Below are 15,718 nucleotides of genomic sequence, written 5' to 3'. Positions count from 1 at the left end.
CGGGGCACGGCGAGCAGGGCCCCCGCCGAGCGCACGCTCACTTCTTCGGGTGAGCCCAGGGGTCCCGGACATCCGGGTTCTTGGGGGTCCGGGTCGTCGGCACCGCCGGCGGCCGTCCCGCCCCGGGCCTCGCCTTCGGACCGCTCTTCTCGTCGGCCTCGAGCTTCACGAGCTTGCTCGGCTCGGTGCCGTCGAGCACCACCGTGCTGGTCTGGTACCCCTCGGCCCGGATGTCGATCGTGACCGTCTGCCCGTGCTCCACGTCGATGCTCGCCGGCAGCTTCAGCTCCACGCCGTTGCGGTAGCCGACCGCCGTCTCCGGCACCGCGGCCAGCGCCACCACCGTCTTCTGGACCGGCGGCGGCTCGGGGGGCGCCGGCTTGGCGGGCGCCTCGACCGGCGGCTTCTGCGCCTTCTGGGCGTTGTCCCTGGCCGACCCGCTCGCGCCGATGACGAAGATCGCCGTCACGATCCCCACCGCGGCCGCCGCCCCGGCGACCCACACGTAGCGGGGCCAAGGCGAGCGCGGGAGCGACGGCGGCGTCGCGGGGACGATCACCTTCGAGGTCTTGAAGTAATCGTGCGGCACGTTGAAGCCGCCCGAGCGCGCCATCATCTCCGCGACCGCGCCCGGCACGCCCCCGCACTTCACCTGCTCGAGGTCGGCGTGGAGATCGCTCATGGTCTGGTAGCGCGACTCCGGCTTCTTGGAGAGGCACTTCAGGATCACCGCCTCGAGCCCAGGCGGGCAGTCGGGGCCGCCGACGAGCGCGCGGATGGGGACCGGCGCCTTGTACATGTGCTGCGTCAAGATCCCCATGAAGTTGTCGGCGTTGAACGGGAGCTGGCGGCTCACGAGCTCGTAGAGCATCACGCCGAGCGAGTAGATGTCGGTCCGGTGATCGATGGGCGCCCCCGCGGCCTGCTCCGGGGACATGTAGTGCGGCGTCCCGAACACCGCGCCGGCGCGCGTCAGCTTGGTCGTCGTGCTCGTCGACACCTTCGCGATCCCGAAGTCGAGGATCTTCACGAAGTTCGGATCGCTGCCGCGGGCGACCACGAAGACGTTGTCCGGCTTGAGATCGCGGTGGATGATGCCGGCGTCGTGCGCGGCGGCGAGCCCCGCGGACAGCTGCAGCGCGATGTGACAGATGCGCTCCATCGGCAGCTCGTTCGGCGAGTCGATGAGCTGCGCCAGGCTCACGCCTTCCAGGTACTCCATGACGAAGTACGTGGAGCCGTCCGGCAGGTCGCCGAAATCGGAGATGTCCACGATGTGCGGGTTGCCGATGCTCGACGCGGAGCGGGCCTCCTGCACGAAGCGCTCGAAGATCTCGCGGTCCCTGGCGAGCTCCGCGCGGAGCACCTTCACCGCGACGCGCTTGTCGATCACCTTGTGGCGGGCGAGGTAGACGAACCCCATCCCACCCTCGCCGAGCAGCCGCTCGATCTTGTACCGGTGATCGAAGGTGGTCCCGATGTAAGGGTCCTTGGCGCCCGGCGGCCGCCGCTCGCGCGGCTCGACCTCGTCCGGCGGCGGGATCTCCAGGGAAGGCTCCCCCTCGCTGATCGGCACCGGGCTCGTTCGCCCGCTGATCTCGCCGGCGTCGGGCTCGCTCTGCCGCCCGAACCGCGGGGCCATCTGGCGCAGCGGCGGCGGCGCCCGGAAGCTCGGCGGCACCTCGCTCGCGGGCCCCTCGACCCACCCTGCCCTGGAGGGCCTCGACGAAGGGCGGAGCTCGACCTCCACCGGCACGTCGTCGTCTGCGCCGCTCGGCTCCATGGAGGAGGGAACGAACGCGGCCGCGACACCGGACGAGCGAGGCCCGCCCGCCGCGCTCTTGGGGCGCGACGGGGGCGGCTCCTCGAGCGCGCCTTCCTCGGCGTTGAAGACCCTGCTGCGCGCGGTGTGGTGCTCGTTTTTGGTGGCGCTCATGAAAGGCTCGCGGGCAGAAGTGCACGCCACATGCCGGCAGCTGCGACAGGGTTGGATTCTAGCAGGCGTTCGGTCCGGGAAGCGAGATCATGCGGACCCCGCGCGCGAAAGGGCGCGGCGAGCGCGCATCGACGGCGTGTCGGCCCGCCGCCGACGATGGCGGCCCAGCGTGCCGCGCGCGCCGCGTTCTGCTAGGAGGGCACCGCGATGAGCTACCCTATCGAGGTCGCGCTGCGATATCTCGGCTCCAAGAAGCGGGCGTTCATCTCGGTCGGCACCACGTTCGCGATCCTCGGGGTCGCGCTCGGGGTCGCGGCGCTCGCGACCGTGATGAGCGTGACCGGGGGCTTTCAGGCGGAGTTCCGCGAGAAGGTCCTGGGCGTCAACGCGCACGTCCTGGTGATCAAGTACTCGACGGACTTCCGTGAGTACCGCTCGATCATGGAGCAGGTCTCCAAGGTTCCCGGCGTCGTCGGCGTCGCGCCGTTCAGCATCAACCCCATGATGCTGACGCACGGCGACGCGACGGCGACCGGCGTCCTGGTCAAGGGGGTCGACCCGGCCAGGAGCCTCGGCGTGGGGGCCGAGGGCGCCTCCACGGCCGTGCTCGACCTGCCCCGTCACATCCTCCCGGGCGGCGATCTCGCCGGGCTGCGGCGCCCTGGCTCGAAGCCCGCCGAGCGCGCCGTGCCGTCGTTGCCCGATGTCCCCCTCCTGGAGCCGGACGCTGGCGCGCGGGGCGCGCTCGCGCCGGACGCGGGCGCCGAGCTCGATCTGCTGAAGGCCTACGAGGCGCGGATCCTCGAGGACGAGCGCGCCGCGGCCGCGCGCGACGCCGCGCTCACGCCCGCGGCCGAGGCGGAAGGCGCGCCGGGCGCCGGGGCCGAGGAGGCGGAGGTCGCGCTCGACGAGGGCGCCCCGCGGGGCGCGATCGAGCCGCAGGGCGGCTATGGCAGCGTTCTCCCGGACGACGACGAGCTGCCGCCCGAGGTCGATCCGGACCCCTGCGCCGACAAGGAGCAGATCGCCAGGATGCCGGGCATCGTGATCGGCGCCGCGCTGGCGAAGAACCTGTCGCTCGACCTCGGCCAGTGCGTCACTGTCACCTCGCCCACGATCGGCTTCTCGTTCGCGAACGGCGCCATCAAGCCGCCGGTCGCCAAGCGATTCCGGGTCATCGCGATCTTCGAGGCCGGCTTCGAGCAGTACGACACCAAGCTGGCGTACGCCGATCTCTACGAGACGCAGGCGTTCTACGACCAGGGCGACACGGTGACCGGCGTCGAGATGAAGGTCGACGACATCGACAAAGCGAGCGGCATCGCGCGCGAGATCAGCAAGCTCCTCGGCAGCGGGCTCTATTACACGATGGACTGGGAGGAGCTGAACCACGGGCTCTTCACGGCGCTGCGCATCCAGCAGATCGGCATGAGCGCGGTGCTGGCGCTCATCATCGTGGTCGCCGCGTTCACGGTGATCGCGACGCTGATCATGGTGGTTCTCGACAAGAAGAAGGAGATCGCGGTCCTCAAGGCGATGGGCGCGACGGACGGCGCCGTCCTGCGCATCTTCCTCTACCAGGGCGGGATCATCGGCGTCGCGGGCACCACGCTGGGCCTCTTGCTCGGCGTGGCGGTGTGCAAGGGGCTCCTGGTGTACGGCTTCCCGCTCGACCCGAAGGTCTATTTCATCTCCCGCCTCCCCGTCCAGGCGCGCCCGCAGGAGTTCCTCATCACGGGCTGCATCGCCATCCTCATCTGCCTCGCCGCCACGATCGTCCCCAGCCTCTACGCCGCGCGCCTCCGCCCCGCCGAGGGCTTCCGCGCGCAGTGAGCCCCCGTCTCTCCCCACGCCCCCGGTAGGCGCGAGGCGGCCCTGCTCGCCGCGCCGACTACCGCCGAGAGGCGGCGTAGAGCTTCTGCTGCCCGTTTTTGTCGGACGCCAGGTAGAGCGTGCACTCGTCCGGGGACAGCGACGGCGTCATGACGGCGACGCTCGGGTCCAGGTTCGGCAGCAGCATCCTCGCCGGCTGATCGTCCACGGGCCGCCCGTCGTCCCCGAGCGCCACGTAGAAGCTCCGCAGCACCGACGCCTCCTCGCACTCGCCGCGCGCGCTGTAGGGCGCCTGGAAGAAGAGCAGGCGGCCGTCGGGCGTCACCCACGGGGCGAGGTCGTCTCCCTGCGCCGGGCAGTCGCCTGGCAGGTGGATGTCGAGCACCTGCACCTCCGCGTCCTCCGCGCGCCTCGTGACGAGCCGGCTCGCGGTCCCGCCGGCGTCCTGGTGCCTGGTCATGAACCAGTACCGGTAAGAGGGCCGCTGCCCGTGGGCGACCGCCACCGAGCGGCTCCCCCCGTCCGGGTTGAGCGCGGGGAGCGCGCCCGCCTGGGTCGCCTCCAGCCCATCCGCGACGAGCAGCTGCGGGAGGCTGCCCGGTGCGGTGGGGAGGCGATCGAAGAGCAGCGAGCCCGCAGGGAAGCCGCCCTGCGGCGAGGGCGCGTCCAGGGGCAGGAGGAGCGGGCCCGACTCCTGGCCTTCCTCGTCGACGATGAAGCTGGAGACGACCTCGCCAGCCGTCCAGGGCCGCCCGGTGGCCGTGGCGATCTTCGTGTCGTCCGATCCGAACTTCGCCGTGTAGACGAGCCGGAGCGTCGCCTCACCCTCTCCGGTCTCCGCGCGCACGCGCGGGAACGCGGGCATCGCCCCCGCGACCTCGATCTCCGAGAGCGCGCCGAACGACAGCACGCCGCCGCGGGCCGCGCACGAGACGCACGTCTCGCTGGCCGTGCAGAACTCCCCCTCCTTGCACGCGCCGCACCCGCCCTCGCCGCCCCCGCCCGACGCGGCGGACGACGAGGCCGAGCCCCCGCCTCCCCCGCTGCCCCCGCCCCCGTCGCCCCCGTCGCCCCCGGCGCCGCCCTCGCCGCCGCTCGACGACGTGGACGTGGCGCTCGCGCCGGCCGCCGTGAACCGCTCGCCGCAGCCGGCGAGCGCCGCGAGCGCCAGCTGCGCGGCGAGCGAGAAGGTTCCGTAGAAGCGAAGCGTGCGCACCCGAGCTGCCTCCTGTCGTGGTCCCGCCGCGCGGAGCCGGCGTGCGCGGTCAAGACGCCTTGTTGTAGTCCGTGTCCTCGAGAAGGATGACGTTCGTCTTCGAGCGGGTCTCGCCGACGCTGGTCACGTAGACCGCGGGCTTGTCCTGCACCGGACACACCTTCTCGCACGCGCCGCAGCCGATGCACAGCGACGGATCGACGTGCGGACGCTGCACGTGGACCATCTTCATCGGCGGCTCCTTGCCGTGCTCGGCCGCCACCGGCTCGCGCTTCGGGATGTCGACCTCCTCGACCCAGATCGCCTTGGGCGACGTCGGGCAGAACTCCTCGCAGACGATGCACGGCACGCTCATCGACCACGGCAGGCAGCGCCCCTGATCGTAGAACGCGGTGCCGATCGAGATCGGCTTCTGGCCGATGCCCATCTTCTGCTCCTCGGTGATCTTCTGGATCGCTCCGGTCGGGCAGACGTCGCCGCAGAGGACGCAGGAGTGCTCGCAGTACCCGATGCGCGGGATGACGATCGGCGTCCAGAGCCCCTCGATGCCCGCCTCGAAGAACGCGGGGTGGATCGCGTTGTTGGGGCAGACCTTCATGCACTCCGCGCACCGGATGCAGCGCTCCAGGAACTCGCGCTCCTCGACCGAGCCCGGCGGCCGGATCACGCGGTGGTCATAGTTCGCGTCGAGCACGTCGGCGATGCGCGCCGTCGGGATGATCACCGCGCCGGCCGCGGCGGTCGCGAGGGCGGTGCGGCGGCCCGTGTCGGGGGTCACGAGGGCGCTCTTCCGGTTCGGCAGGAAGCGGAACTTGATGACGTCCTCGGGGCAGGCGCTCTCGCAGTTGAGGCACATGTGGCACTCGTCCTGCCGCCACTTCACCCCGCCCTGGGGCGAGTCGGCGCCCTGGCAGTGCACGAGGCACAGGTTGCAGTCGGTGCACTTCGCGTGATCCTTCTGCATCCCGAAGAGCGCGAAGCGCGCGAACACGCCGAGGAACGCGCCGAGCGGGCAGAGCACGCGGCACCAGAACCGCGGGATGAACCGGTTCATGAAGAGGATCGCGACGAACAGGATCCCGACGAACCACGTGTGGTGGAAGTAGAACTGCTTCGTCTGCCACACGCTCGCGGCCAGGAAATCCTGCGCGTGATCCGCGGCGAGCTGCACCGGCCGGCTCCCGGTCGTGGCCGCGGAGCCGGTCACCACGGCGGCGACGTACTGCGCGGCCGGGATGACGGCGAGGCCGATGGCCCGGACCGCCACGCAGATCGGATCGAACAGCCCGCCGATCACGCTGCCGGTCGCGCTCGCCGCGAGGAAGGCGTACATCAGGTAGTACTTCACCCGCTGCCGCGTGTACGTCTTGTTCGCCTCGACGCGCTTGCCGCCCTTGCCGTAGCGCGACGGGAAGATCCACCCGAAGAAATGGTGGAGGGTGCCGAAGGGGCAGATCCAGCCGCAGAACACGCGCCCGAAGACGAGCGTCAGCGCGAGGATCCCGAGCGACCAGAGCAGGCCGCGGTAGACGGTGTGCGTCGAGAGCAGGGTCATCGCGCCGACGAACGGGTCGGCGAGGAGGAAGCCCTCGACGGGGAGCGGCAGGCGCACGCGCGCCTCGGCGGAGGCGAACGAGCCGCGGAAGCCCGTCTGGAACAGGAAGTAGAGGAACAGCCCGAGGCAGCCGGCCTGCACGGCGCGGCGCGCCCAGACGAGCACCTGGATCACCTTGCGCGCCGGCAGCCCCGAGCCGGCCCGGCGCTTCGGGGCGGGCCGGACGATGGCGCCGGCCTTGCGCAGCAGCGCCCCCCAGCGGGCCTCCTTCGCGGGCGCGGCGGGCGGCGCCGCGCTCGGCGCGGCGGGCGGCGCCGCGCTCGGCGCGGCGGGCGGCCGCGCGCTCGCCTTCGCGGGCGCCACGGCCGCTCCTGCCGCCGGTTCACGGTGCGCCGGCGCGGCCGGTGTCGGATCGAGGTTTGCCATGACTACTACACCTCGGCGAGCCGCAGGTTCTGCCAGTGCATCGTGCCCAGGCCCCGGTCGTGGCCCATCTTCAGGTACGGGATCTCCTCCGGCTTGCGGCCGATGAGCTGGCAGCCGTACGCGTCGGCGGCGACCTGATCGGTCGTCGCGATCACGGTGTGCATGTCCTTCGCGTCGGCGACGTTCCCGCCCTGCGGCCCGTTGCGCATGAGGACGCGGACGGCGTCCACGATCGTGAGCGTCGGCTGGATGAACGTCGCGAGATCGGCGATCGACACGTCGATGTTCTGGTGGAGGCGGTTGCGCCGGCCGCCGAGCGCCCCGTACCAGTTCTTCATCGCGCCGGTGTACCTGGACAGGTTGTGGTGCTTCGCGATGGGGACGTTGATGACCTTGTCCGCGTTGACGAGCGGCGTGTAGACGGGCCAGTCGTCGAGCACCTCGCCCTTCAGGCGCATGCCGCGGAAGCGGTGCGCCGCGGGGATGACGACCTCCCCGCCGACGTCGTAGGCGGCCTTCCAGATGCCGGAGCGCTGGAAGCAGCGGTTCGGCTCGTTGCACGAGGCGTCCGTCACGATGACGGTCTTGGCGCCGGCGTCGTAGGCGAGGCGCACCACCTCGGCCACGACCTTGGGGTTCGTGTTGGCCGCGTGGATCGGCGTGCGATCCCAGCCGATGTTCGGCTTCACGACCACGACGTCGCCGCGCGAGATGAAGCGGCGCATCCCGCCGAGCGCGTCGACCGCCTTCCGGACCAGGGCGGCCGGGTCCGGGGCGCCCGCGGCGAGCGCCTCGGCGCCGGCGCGGGCGACGACGAGCTCCGGCACCCCTGCGGGCGCGTCGCGGAGCCGGTAGTCCCGCGTCTGCTGGCGCTCGGCGGCGACGGCGGCGCTGCCGCCGCGGTCCCACCGGGCCGCCGCGAGCCCCCCCGCGCCCCCGAGGACGAGGCCCGCCGCACTCAGCCGACGCAGCATTTCACGTCGAGAAATGTCACCCATGGCCCTCGCCTTCCCTGGACCTACGGATAGCCTCCCCGGGCGGTCGCCACAAGCAGAGGTGGCCTGGCGGCAGCGATGGGCGCCGCCTCCCGGCGCTTCCAGCAACGGCGATCAAGGAGGAGCCGCGGCGGACGTCGCCGGGGCCGCCGGGGCCGCCGGGGCCGCCGGCGTCGCCGGAGCGCCTGCGGCGGGGGAAGCACCCGTGCTCGCCGGCTGCGGCGCTTGCGGCGGCGCGACGCTCGCGGCGGGCGGCGCGTGCGCAGGCGGCGAGGGCGGCGGGGCGGCGGGCTCGTCCGGCTCGTACGGGTCGGCCTTCAGGCGATCGCGCTCTGCAAAACAGCTGGCGCGCTCCGCGTCGCACGCGGCCCGCAGCTGCGCCGCGCTGGCGAGCTCCGCCGAGCGCTGGTCGGCGAGCGCCCTGGCCTCGTCGCGCTCGGCGGTGACGGCGGCGCGCGCCTTCTCGACCTCGGCGAGCCGCTCTCGCTCGTCCATGGCCGCCTTCTGCGCGGCCGCCGCGCTGTCCTCGCAGGTCTTGAGGCGCGCCGCCTGGGTGGCGTGCAGCACCTGAATCTCGCGGGCGTGCTCCGCTTCCGACGTGGAGCCGCTCTTCTGGAGGGTGGCCAGCGTCGCGTTGAAATCCGCGCGATCCTGATCGCGGGCGCCGCGGCACGCGATCGCCTCGGACTGGGCGATCTGGTGGCTGGCGACGCAGGTGTCGAGCTTGTCGAACGACTCGGCGCCCCGCTGGCGGGCCTGCTCGAGCTCGTTCGCGAGCCGCAGGGTCTCGCGCTTCGAGAAGCCGAGCAGCACGACCGCGCAGCCCACGAGGGTCATCGCGCCGGCCGCGATCCGCGCGCGCAGGTAGGACGTCTTCTGCCTGATCCGCAGCCGCTCCGCCTCGCGATCCGCCTCGCGCTCCGGCTCGAGCAGCACGTCGAGCTCCTCGGCGAGCTGGGTCATCGACGGGCGCTCGTTCGGATCGATCGCGAGCCATCGCCTGAGCGCGGCCTGGAACATCTCGCGCGGGCGCCCGGTGAGGTCTGGCAGCGCGTTGTCGGCGAGCGGCTTGTCGGCGCGGACGTCGTGCGCCTCGGCGAGCTCGGTGCGGCTCTGCGCGGACTCGCCCGGGAAGTCCCTGGGGTTCACGAGCGAGTAGAGCAGGGTCGTGGCGAGCCCGTACGTGTCCATCTTCTCGGAGAGCGGCACGGCGCCGGGGAACCCGTTCAGCGCCCGGAGCTGCTCGGGCGAGGCGTAGAGCGCGGTGCCGGCGCAGAAGGAGGCCTCTCGCTCCGCGGCCACGCCCAGGTCGAGCAGGATGGGGTGGACGCGGCCGGCGAACCTGGCGAGGAAGATGTTGTCGGGCTTGACGTCCTGGTGCCGGAGCCCGGCGGCGTGGAGCGCCTCGAGCCCGCGCGCGACGGCGAGGAAGATGTCGTGCGCCTCGCGCTGGGCGAGGGGGCTGCGCTCGAGGCGCTGGGCGAGGGTCTCGCCCTCGTAGACCGGCATGGTGAGCCACACGTAGTCGGCGTTCATGCCGTGGTCCTTCAGCTGGACGACGTGCGGGTGCCCGACGGTCGCGAGCATGACGAGCTCTCGCTCGACGTTCCGCATCGCGTACAGCGAGCGGGGCATGAGCTTGAGGGCGACCTGGTGCTCGGGGACGTCGATCCGCTGGGCGACGTACACCTTGCCGAACATGCCCTGCCCAAGGAGGCGCCCCAGGCGGTAGAGCCCGCCGACGATCTGGCCGACCTCGGGGAGGATCGAGGGGCCGCGGCTGCTGCTCCTCGCGGGGTCGTCGCTCCCGCCGCGCGACGTGGTGCGCACCAGGCTGGACGGATCCGCCACCGTGACGGCGAACGCGTGGACGATCGTGGTGCGGAGGTTGGGGTCGACGGGCGGCACAGCGATTGCCAGAGTAGCGGAAGCAGCGAGCGCTGAGAAAGAAGCCGGCGGACGGAAGACGGCCGGCGCGGGGCGTTTATTCGAGGGGACTGGCGGAGGCGCCGGGGAGCTCACCCGTTCGCGCCGTTGCGCCGCCGGTGTGTGGACTGTGCCCCGGCCTCGCGCTCTGGATCGCTTGCCGCGGCGAGGCGAGCCCCTCGCCTGCCGCTCAGCCCTCCAGCGGCATCTCCGGCGCCGCCGGCGAAGGCGCCGCCGGCGCTGGTGTTGCCGGCGAGGGGGCCGCCGTCGCCTTGGCCCGCCGGGCCGCCGCGCGCTTGCGGCGCTCGTACGCGCTCGTCACCTCGCGCACGATCTCGGGCTGGCCACGGAACACGAAGCGCGCCGCGTTCCGCACGAGGCCCATGCGCTCGACGAGCAGCGTCGCCAGTTTGTTGCGGAGCAGCAGCGCGTCCTGCGCCTGCCTGGAGATCGCCTCCGCCTGCGCCGGCCGGCTCCGCAGCTCGGCCGCCACGGCGCGCGCCTCGTCGAGGTGGGCCGCGTCGAAGCCGCCGAGCCCGTCGAGCGCGTCGCGGTGCTTCTCCCCGAGCAGCGCGTAGTCGTCGAGCGCGCTCGCCAGGGCGTCGGCCGTGTCGGGATCCTCCGCGTGCGCCGCGTCGATGCGGGCGAGCATCTCGTCCTTCGCGTCGTCCACGCCGTCGTCGAAGTAGAAGCGCAGCGTCGCCGAGATCTCCCCCAGCAAGAACTTCCCGCGCTCGCGGGGGCTCTCGTTCCTCTCGACGGTCAGGAGATACCGCGTCTGCGCCTCCTGCGTGGCGCGCTGCAGCGAGAGGATCTCTTCTGCCGTCCTCGGCCCGAGGCGCGCGGCGTCCCCCTTCTTGCCGTCCTTCGGGACCGCCGACTCGAGGCCCAGGCGGGTCACCCGCTTCTGGGCATCGACCTGTGTCTTCCAGTACTTGTCGCAGAACCTCGCCACGTCGACCGCCTCCCCGAAGAGCACGTGCAAGGGCACCGTGATCGCCGGGAGATTGCCGGCGCTCATCTGCTGGACGACGTCCGACCACCGCTCGATATCGCTCGTCTTCTTCGCCATCTCGACCTCCCCTGGGTTGCGGCGCCGGACACCCCGTCCGGAGCGGCAATCCCGGGCATCCATTCCGGAGAGCCCTGGCTCGGACTCCCCTCCACAAGGACCTGAGCCCGAGACTCCCGCCCTCTCGCACCACGAGCCGCCGAGAGCGGGTCATGAAGCGCGCGAGATGCGGGAGCTTCGCGGCAGGGCGACAGGGATCCACGTCCCGTGCCTGGACGACACGGCGCCAGGGACACGCGAAGACGCTCCGGGGTGTCCCTGGCGCTTCACGACGTGTCTCTGGCGACGATCTCCGTGTCCCTGGCGCTTCACGACGTGTCCCTGGCGACGATCTCCGTGTCCCTGGCGAGAACACCGCCGGTCGAGGTCGACGCTGCCGCTTGTCCCTGTCGGCCGGTTCCCTGTCCCTGCCCCTCATTTCCATGTCCCTGGCGCCGCTCGACGAACAGCGGCATGACCATCGCTGCCGATTCGCTCGGATGGTCCTTGTGGATCATTGCAACGAGGGCTGTCGATTCCGGGGCGTCGCCCGCGACAAGAGGTCACACGCGGGGGGCTCAGGCGCCGTCATCGGATGCGCAACAGCGCAATCCATTGCGCAATGGGCAGAGGCGACAGGAGAGGTCGTCGCAGCGGTCGCGTGCCCCGGAAGAGCAAGAAGCCGGCGATGCTCCGGCGGCGCCGCCGCCGGCGGCTCCGGGCCCCTCCTCGAGGGACGGCACCAGCGACCACGCGTCGCTCCCCGGCTCGTGGAGCTGAACGGCAGAGGCATCGCGCCGAGGATCGGACCAGCAGCGGACGACCAGGACCCTGCCATCGGCGAGGAGCACGGCGCTCGGGGCCATGGGCCAGATCAGCCCGGCTCGTCCGCGGGCAGCGAGCAGCTCGCGCGCACGGATCGCGCCGGCCAGGCTGGCCTGCCCGATGCACAGCGCGAGCCCAGGCGCGCCGCCGGGAGCGACGGTGCCACCGGCGCCGCGAGATCGGGAATCCACGCAAATGCTCGCCAGAACCGCGCTCGTGATCGCCTGTCTGGAGCTCGCCGGCTGCGCCGCGTTCAGGCCGCCGGCGTCGCCGCCCGAGCTCGCCCGCTCCCGGGCGGCGATCCGCGCGGCCGAGCGGGAGGGCGCGAGCGCCGACCGGCGCGCGGCCATGCACCTCGCGCTGGCGAGGAGCGAGCTCGCGCGGGCGCGGCGGCGGATCTCGGTGGGCGACGTGGAGGGCGCGCGCTGGCTGCTGCGGCGGGCCGAGGTCGACGCGGAGCTCGCGGCGCTGCTCGTGAGGGAAGCGGGGCTGCGCGACGCCGCGGGCCGCACGCTGGACCAGGCGAGCACGCTCGCCGAGGGGAAGGAGTAGGGCCCGCGTGCGCGCCGGAGCCCCGCTCGCCATGGCGCTCGCGCTCGCGGGCTGCGCGACGCGCGCTGCCGCGCCGCCGCCCGAGCTGCTGACGGCGCGCGCCGCCGTCGTGCAGGCGCAGGACAACCCGCTCTCGCCGCTCGCGATCGCCGAGCTGAGGCAGGCGGAGGAGGCGCTCGCGATCGCCGAGCGCGTGGAGCGCGAGCGCCCGCGCTCGACGGTCGCGCGCGACGCGGCCTACGTCGCGCGGCGGAGGGCGCAGTGCTCGCTGCTGTCCTCGCTCGTGCGCGCGAACCAGAGCGCGCTCGTGCGCGCGCGGCAGAGCCAGCGCGCCGCGACGCAGCGCGCGCGCCCCGGCGGCGAGCCTGAGCCCGCGGCGCCCGACCCTGCCGACGATGTCGGTCGCGGCGTCGCGCTCGACGGCGCGCGCACGCGGCCCCAGCAGTCCGCCAGGTGATCGCGGCCGCGCTCCTGCGCTGCCGCGCCGTCGCGCTCATCGCTGCGCGCCCGCGCGAAGCCTGATTTGCCGCCGGGATCCGGGCGGATCGGCCCGAGCGCCCCCGCGCGCCGCGTACCGCCCAGGGCGTCGGCGCGGCTTCCATCGAACAGTTTCTCCTGGGAGTGGCCGATTTTTGGATCCAAGATGCGCGCGACGCGCCTCCTCCGGCATCGAAGGCGTCCCGGAGGTCAGCGTCGGTCGAAGTTCGAAGTTCGACGGGACACCCGGTCCCGCGTGCGAGGAGAGCGCGATGAAGGAAGGCGCGAACGTGATACTGGTGCCCGTCGACTTCGAGGCGGCCTCGATGAAGGCGATCGAGCTCGCGAAGGATCTCGGCGCGAGGCTCGGGCACCGGGTCGTGCTGCTGCACGTCTACCAGCTCCCGGTCTACACGTACCCCGGTCTCGAGCCGGCGCTGATGCCCGGGTTCCACGCCGAGGTGAGCGCCGCCGCGTCGCGCGCGGTCCAGCAGCTCTCGGCGCAGACAGGGGGACTCTCGACGGCGCTGCGCGAGGGCGACCCTGCGACCGAGATCCTCGCCGCCGCCGACGAGCAGGCGGCGGCGATGATCGTCATGGGCACGCACGGCCGCCGGGGGATCTCGCACCTCTTCCTCGGGAGCGTCGCCGAGCAGGTGATCCGGAAGAGCAACGTCCCCGTGCTCACGGTGCGCGTGGCCAGCTGATCGTCCGCGGCGCCTCGCGGTGGGCGGGCCGGCGCGGCTGCCGGCCGGGGCGCGGCGGGCAGGGCCGCGCTCGACTGGGTTAGGGCGGGCTCGGCCGCGCTCGACGTGGGTCAGGGCCCCGGCTTCTGCGTCGCATGCGGCGCGTGGAGTTCCTCGCATGTCGCCCCTGTGTCCGCGCGATCTCGCGCTTCCGCCGAACCTCGTGAGCCTGGCCCGGCTGCCGCTGGCGGCCCTGTTCCCGATCGTGGCCACGCGGCCCGCGCTCGCCCTCGCCGTCCTCTGCTGCGCAGGCCTGACGGACGTGCTCGACGGCTGGCTGGCCCGCCGCTCCGGTCAGGTGACGCCCACCGGGGCGATCGTCGACCCGATCGCGGACAAGGTGTTCGCGCTCGCGGTGGTTGGCACGCTCCTCGAGAGCGGCGCGCTCCCCCTCTGGGGCATCCCGGCGCTTCTGGCCCGCGAGCTCCTCGAGCTGCCGCTCGCGCTCTGGATCGCGGTGAGCCGCCGTTTCCAGGGCGCGCGCCTGTCCGCGGCGAGCGCCAACATCCCTGGCAAGCTCGCGACGGTGGTGCAGTTCGCGGCGGTCTTCACCGCGATCGCGCTCCCGTCGGCGCTGCCCGCGATGCTCGCCGCGTCGGCGATCGCGGGCGCGGCCGCGGGCGTCTCGTACTGGGCGCGCCAGCTCCGCCGCGTGCCCGGGGCGGCGTAGGTGCCGCCTGGAGGCGCTCCTGGTGTAAGGTCGGCCCAGGCGGCGCGTTGAGCGTCTGCCACCGGCTCCATGCTCCGAGGAACCATGCGAAGAACGCTGCCCGTCTGGGCTCTCCTTGCCTCGCTCGCCGGCCCTGCCGCCTGCAGCTCCGCCCCTTCGGCGGCGCGCGACGCCTCCAGCTCGCCGGCGTACGGAGCGGCGCCGGCCCCGATGGCAGGGATGCCTCCTGGAGCCCTGCAGACGACCGGCGAGTCGACGCGCTCGGGGTCGTTGCGCGAGGAGTCGTACGATGCCGAGGTGTCGGTGGCGGCGGATTTCGCCAAGGCTGCGCCGCCGCCGGCCCCCGGCGGCGGCGCTCAGCCCCCGATGGCGAGGCCGGCGCCGACCGCCGCCACGCCGCAGCCGGCGCCGACCTCGTCCGGCGCCGCACCGCAGGCCGCGCCCCAGGCCGCCGGCGAGGTGAGCGCGGCGCGCGCGCCCCTCCTCGTCTACACGGCGGAGATCGGGATGGCGGTGTTCGAGGTGGGCGCGTCGCTCGGCAAGGTCGAGGCGCTCGCGCGGGATCTCGGCGGCTTCCTCGCCCGCCGCGACGATCGGACGATCACGATCCGCGTCCCCGCCGCCCGGTTCGACGAGGCGCTGAAGCGCCTGGAGGGGCTCGGCGACATCCTCCAGCGCAACGTGGTCGCCGAGGACGTGACCGAGGAGTTCTTCGATCTCGCCATTCGCATCCGGAACGCGCGGGCCGTGCGCGATCGCCTGGAGAAGCTCCTCGAGAAGGCCGCCAAGGTCGAGGAGTCGATCCAGCTGGAGCGCGAGCTCGCGCGCGTCTCCAGCGAGCTCGAGCGCCTCGAGGGGCGGCTCAAGTTCCTGCGCGATCGGGTCGCGTTCTCGACCCTCACCGTGACCTTCCAGCCGCGCTCGACGGAGACCCTCGCCCCGTCGGGACCGCGGCTCCCCATCGACTGGCTCAACGAGCTCGGCCTCTCGCGGCTCCTCAACCTGTGAACCGGGCGCCTCCGATGAACCACTCCCTTCGCCACGCCTTCGCCCTCGTCGCCACGCTCACCGGCGCGGCGGCGCTGCTCGCCTGCGGCCGGCCCTTCGTCCCCGCGACCCCGCCAGGGTTCGTCGATCTCGACGATCGCTACGGCGACGACGAGTACCGCGCGACCACCGCCGAGGGGCTGGTGATCGGGATCCGTGCGTTCGAGAACGATCCGAAGGGCGACCTCGCCTTCTGGTCCCGGGTGATCGAGAAGCGGCTGCGCGAGGGCGGCGGCTACGCGCTGCTCGGCAAGACCGACGTGAAGGCCCGGAACGGCCTGCCGGGCGTCCAGCTGCGCTTCGGGCACGACGAGGGGAAGGAAGCGCACCTTTATTACCTCACCGTCTTCGTCAACGACGATCGCGTCTTCCTCCACGAGGCAGGCGGAGCGAAGGCGCTGGTCGAGCGGCATCAGCAGCAGATCGACTGGGCCATCCGCAACTTCCTGCCGGAGTGACGCGC

Annotated in this window: 13 protein-coding genes; 7 read left to right on the top strand and 6 right to left on the bottom strand. The window is 72.8% G+C overall.

Annotation, left to right across the window (positions count from 1 at the left end; all coding sequences use genetic code 11):
- Positions 1-37 precede the first annotated feature (37 nt).
- Entirely contained in the window at positions 38-1,936 is a 1,899-nt protein-coding gene (locus WME82_RS06190; protein ID WP_438042055.1) for a protein kinase domain-containing protein, read from the bottom strand.
- A 207-nt stretch (positions 1,937-2,143) separates the two neighbouring features.
- On the opposite strand from WME82_RS06190, the gene WME82_RS06185 reads away from it, so the two are divergent.
- Complete coding sequence (locus tag WME82_RS06185; protein WP_438042054.1) at positions 2,144-3,769, top strand: ABC transporter permease; 1,626 nt, start codon at positions 2,144-2,146, stop codon at positions 3,767-3,769.
- Positions 3,770-3,827: 58 nt separating this feature from the next.
- On the opposite strand, the gene WME82_RS06180 is transcribed toward WME82_RS06185, so the two are convergent.
- The 5 genes from WME82_RS06180 to WME82_RS06160 form a co-directional block, all read right to left on the bottom strand.
- Positions 3,828-4,985 carry a hypothetical protein gene (locus WME82_RS06180; protein ID WP_438042053.1) on the bottom strand — a complete coding sequence of 386 codons (1,158 nt, stop codon included), beginning with the start codon at positions 4,983-4,985 and terminating at the stop codon, positions 3,828-3,830.
- A gap of 49 nt (positions 4,986-5,034) precedes the next feature.
- Positions 5,035-6,966: a 4Fe-4S binding protein gene (locus WME82_RS06175; RefSeq protein ID WP_438042052.1), complete on the bottom strand. Its 1,932-nt coding sequence runs from the start codon at positions 6,964-6,966 to the stop codon at positions 5,035-5,037.
- Between the two features lie 5 nt (positions 6,967-6,971).
- A complete protein-coding gene (locus tag WME82_RS06170) occupies positions 6,972-7,964 on the bottom strand; it encodes a DUF362 domain-containing protein (RefSeq protein WP_437744578.1) in 993 nt (330 codons plus the stop codon).
- A gap of 111 nt (positions 7,965-8,075) precedes the next feature.
- Entirely contained in the window at positions 8,076-9,869 is a 1,794-nt protein-coding gene (locus tag WME82_RS06165; protein ID WP_438042051.1) for a serine/threonine protein kinase, read from the bottom strand.
- 208 nt (positions 9,870-10,077) lie between these two features.
- On the bottom strand, positions 10,078-10,959 hold the full coding sequence (locus WME82_RS06160; protein ID WP_438042050.1) for a hypothetical protein: 882 nt from the start codon (positions 10,957-10,959) through the stop codon (positions 10,078-10,080).
- A 999-nt stretch (positions 10,960-11,958) separates the two neighbouring features.
- Between WME82_RS06160 and WME82_RS06155 the strand changes: the two genes are divergently transcribed.
- The 6 genes from WME82_RS06155 to WME82_RS06130 all read left to right on the top strand — a co-directional run bounded on the left by WME82_RS06155 (position 11,959) and on the right by WME82_RS06130 (position 15,713).
- The gene (locus WME82_RS06155) at positions 11,959-12,315 is read left to right on the top strand and encodes a DUF4398 domain-containing protein (RefSeq protein WP_437867793.1); all 357 of its coding nucleotides are present in this window, start codon (positions 11,959-11,961) and stop codon (positions 12,313-12,315) included.
- A gap of 7 nt (positions 12,316-12,322) precedes the next feature.
- Positions 12,323-12,772, top strand: a complete 450-nt coding sequence (locus WME82_RS06150; protein ID WP_438042049.1) for a hypothetical protein — start codon at positions 12,323-12,325, stop codon at positions 12,770-12,772.
- A 292-nt stretch (positions 12,773-13,064) separates the two neighbouring features.
- Positions 13,065-13,499, top strand: a complete 435-nt coding sequence (locus WME82_RS06145) for a universal stress protein (RefSeq protein WP_437867782.1) — start codon at positions 13,065-13,067, stop codon at positions 13,497-13,499.
- A 157-nt stretch (positions 13,500-13,656) separates the two neighbouring features.
- Positions 13,657-14,208 carry a CDP-alcohol phosphatidyltransferase family protein gene (locus tag WME82_RS06140; protein WP_437744571.1) on the top strand — a complete coding sequence of 184 codons (552 nt, stop codon included), beginning with the start codon at positions 13,657-13,659 and terminating at the stop codon, positions 14,206-14,208.
- Positions 14,209-14,292: 84 nt separating this feature from the next.
- Positions 14,293-15,216 carry a DUF4349 domain-containing protein gene (locus WME82_RS06135; protein WP_438042048.1) on the top strand — a complete coding sequence of 308 codons (924 nt, stop codon included), beginning with the start codon at positions 14,293-14,295 and terminating at the stop codon, positions 15,214-15,216.
- Between the two features lie 14 nt (positions 15,217-15,230).
- A complete protein-coding gene (locus WME82_RS06130; protein ID WP_437744569.1) occupies positions 15,231-15,713 on the top strand; it encodes a serine/threonine protein kinase in 483 nt (160 codons plus the stop codon).
- Positions 15,714-15,718: the final 5 nt, after the last annotated feature.

The organism is Sorangium sp. So ce128 (assembly GCF_051525245.1).
GTDB lineage: Bacteria > Myxococcota_A > Polyangia > Polyangiales > Polyangiaceae > Sorangium > Sorangium cellulosum_B.
Note: the sequence above shows the minus strand (reverse complement) of the source record. Positions and strands in the feature narration are given on the sequence as shown.

Coding starts and splice junctions, on each gene's coding strand:
- WME82_RS06185 (WP_438042054.1), top strand. CDS start 2,144: ATGAGCTACCCTATCGAGGTCGCGCTGCGATATCTCGGCTCCAAGAAG.
- WME82_RS06175 (WP_438042052.1), bottom strand. CDS start 6,966: ATGGCAAACCTCGATCCGACACCGGCCGCGCCGGCGCACCGTGAACCG.
- WME82_RS06160 (WP_438042050.1), bottom strand. CDS start 10,959: ATGGCGAAGAAGACGAGCGATATCGAGCGGTGGTCGGACGTCGTCCAG.
- WME82_RS06170 (WP_437744578.1), bottom strand. CDS start 7,964: ATGGGTGACATTTCTCGACGTGAAATGCTGCGTCGGCTGAGTGCGGCG.
- WME82_RS06145 (WP_437867782.1), top strand. CDS start 13,065: ATGAAGGAAGGCGCGAACGTGATACTGGTGCCCGTCGACTTCGAGGCG.
- WME82_RS06140 (WP_437744571.1), top strand. CDS start 13,657: ATGTCGCCCCTGTGTCCGCGCGATCTCGCGCTTCCGCCGAACCTCGTG.
- WME82_RS06155 (WP_437867793.1), top strand. CDS start 11,959: ATGCTCGCCAGAACCGCGCTCGTGATCGCCTGTCTGGAGCTCGCCGGC.
- WME82_RS06130 (WP_437744569.1), top strand. CDS start 15,231: ATGAACCACTCCCTTCGCCACGCCTTCGCCCTCGTCGCCACGCTCACC.
- WME82_RS06135 (WP_438042048.1), top strand. CDS start 14,293: ATGCGAAGAACGCTGCCCGTCTGGGCTCTCCTTGCCTCGCTCGCCGGC.
- WME82_RS06190 (WP_438042055.1), bottom strand. CDS start 1,936: ATGAGCGCCACCAAAAACGAGCACCACACCGCGCGCAGCAGGGTCTTC.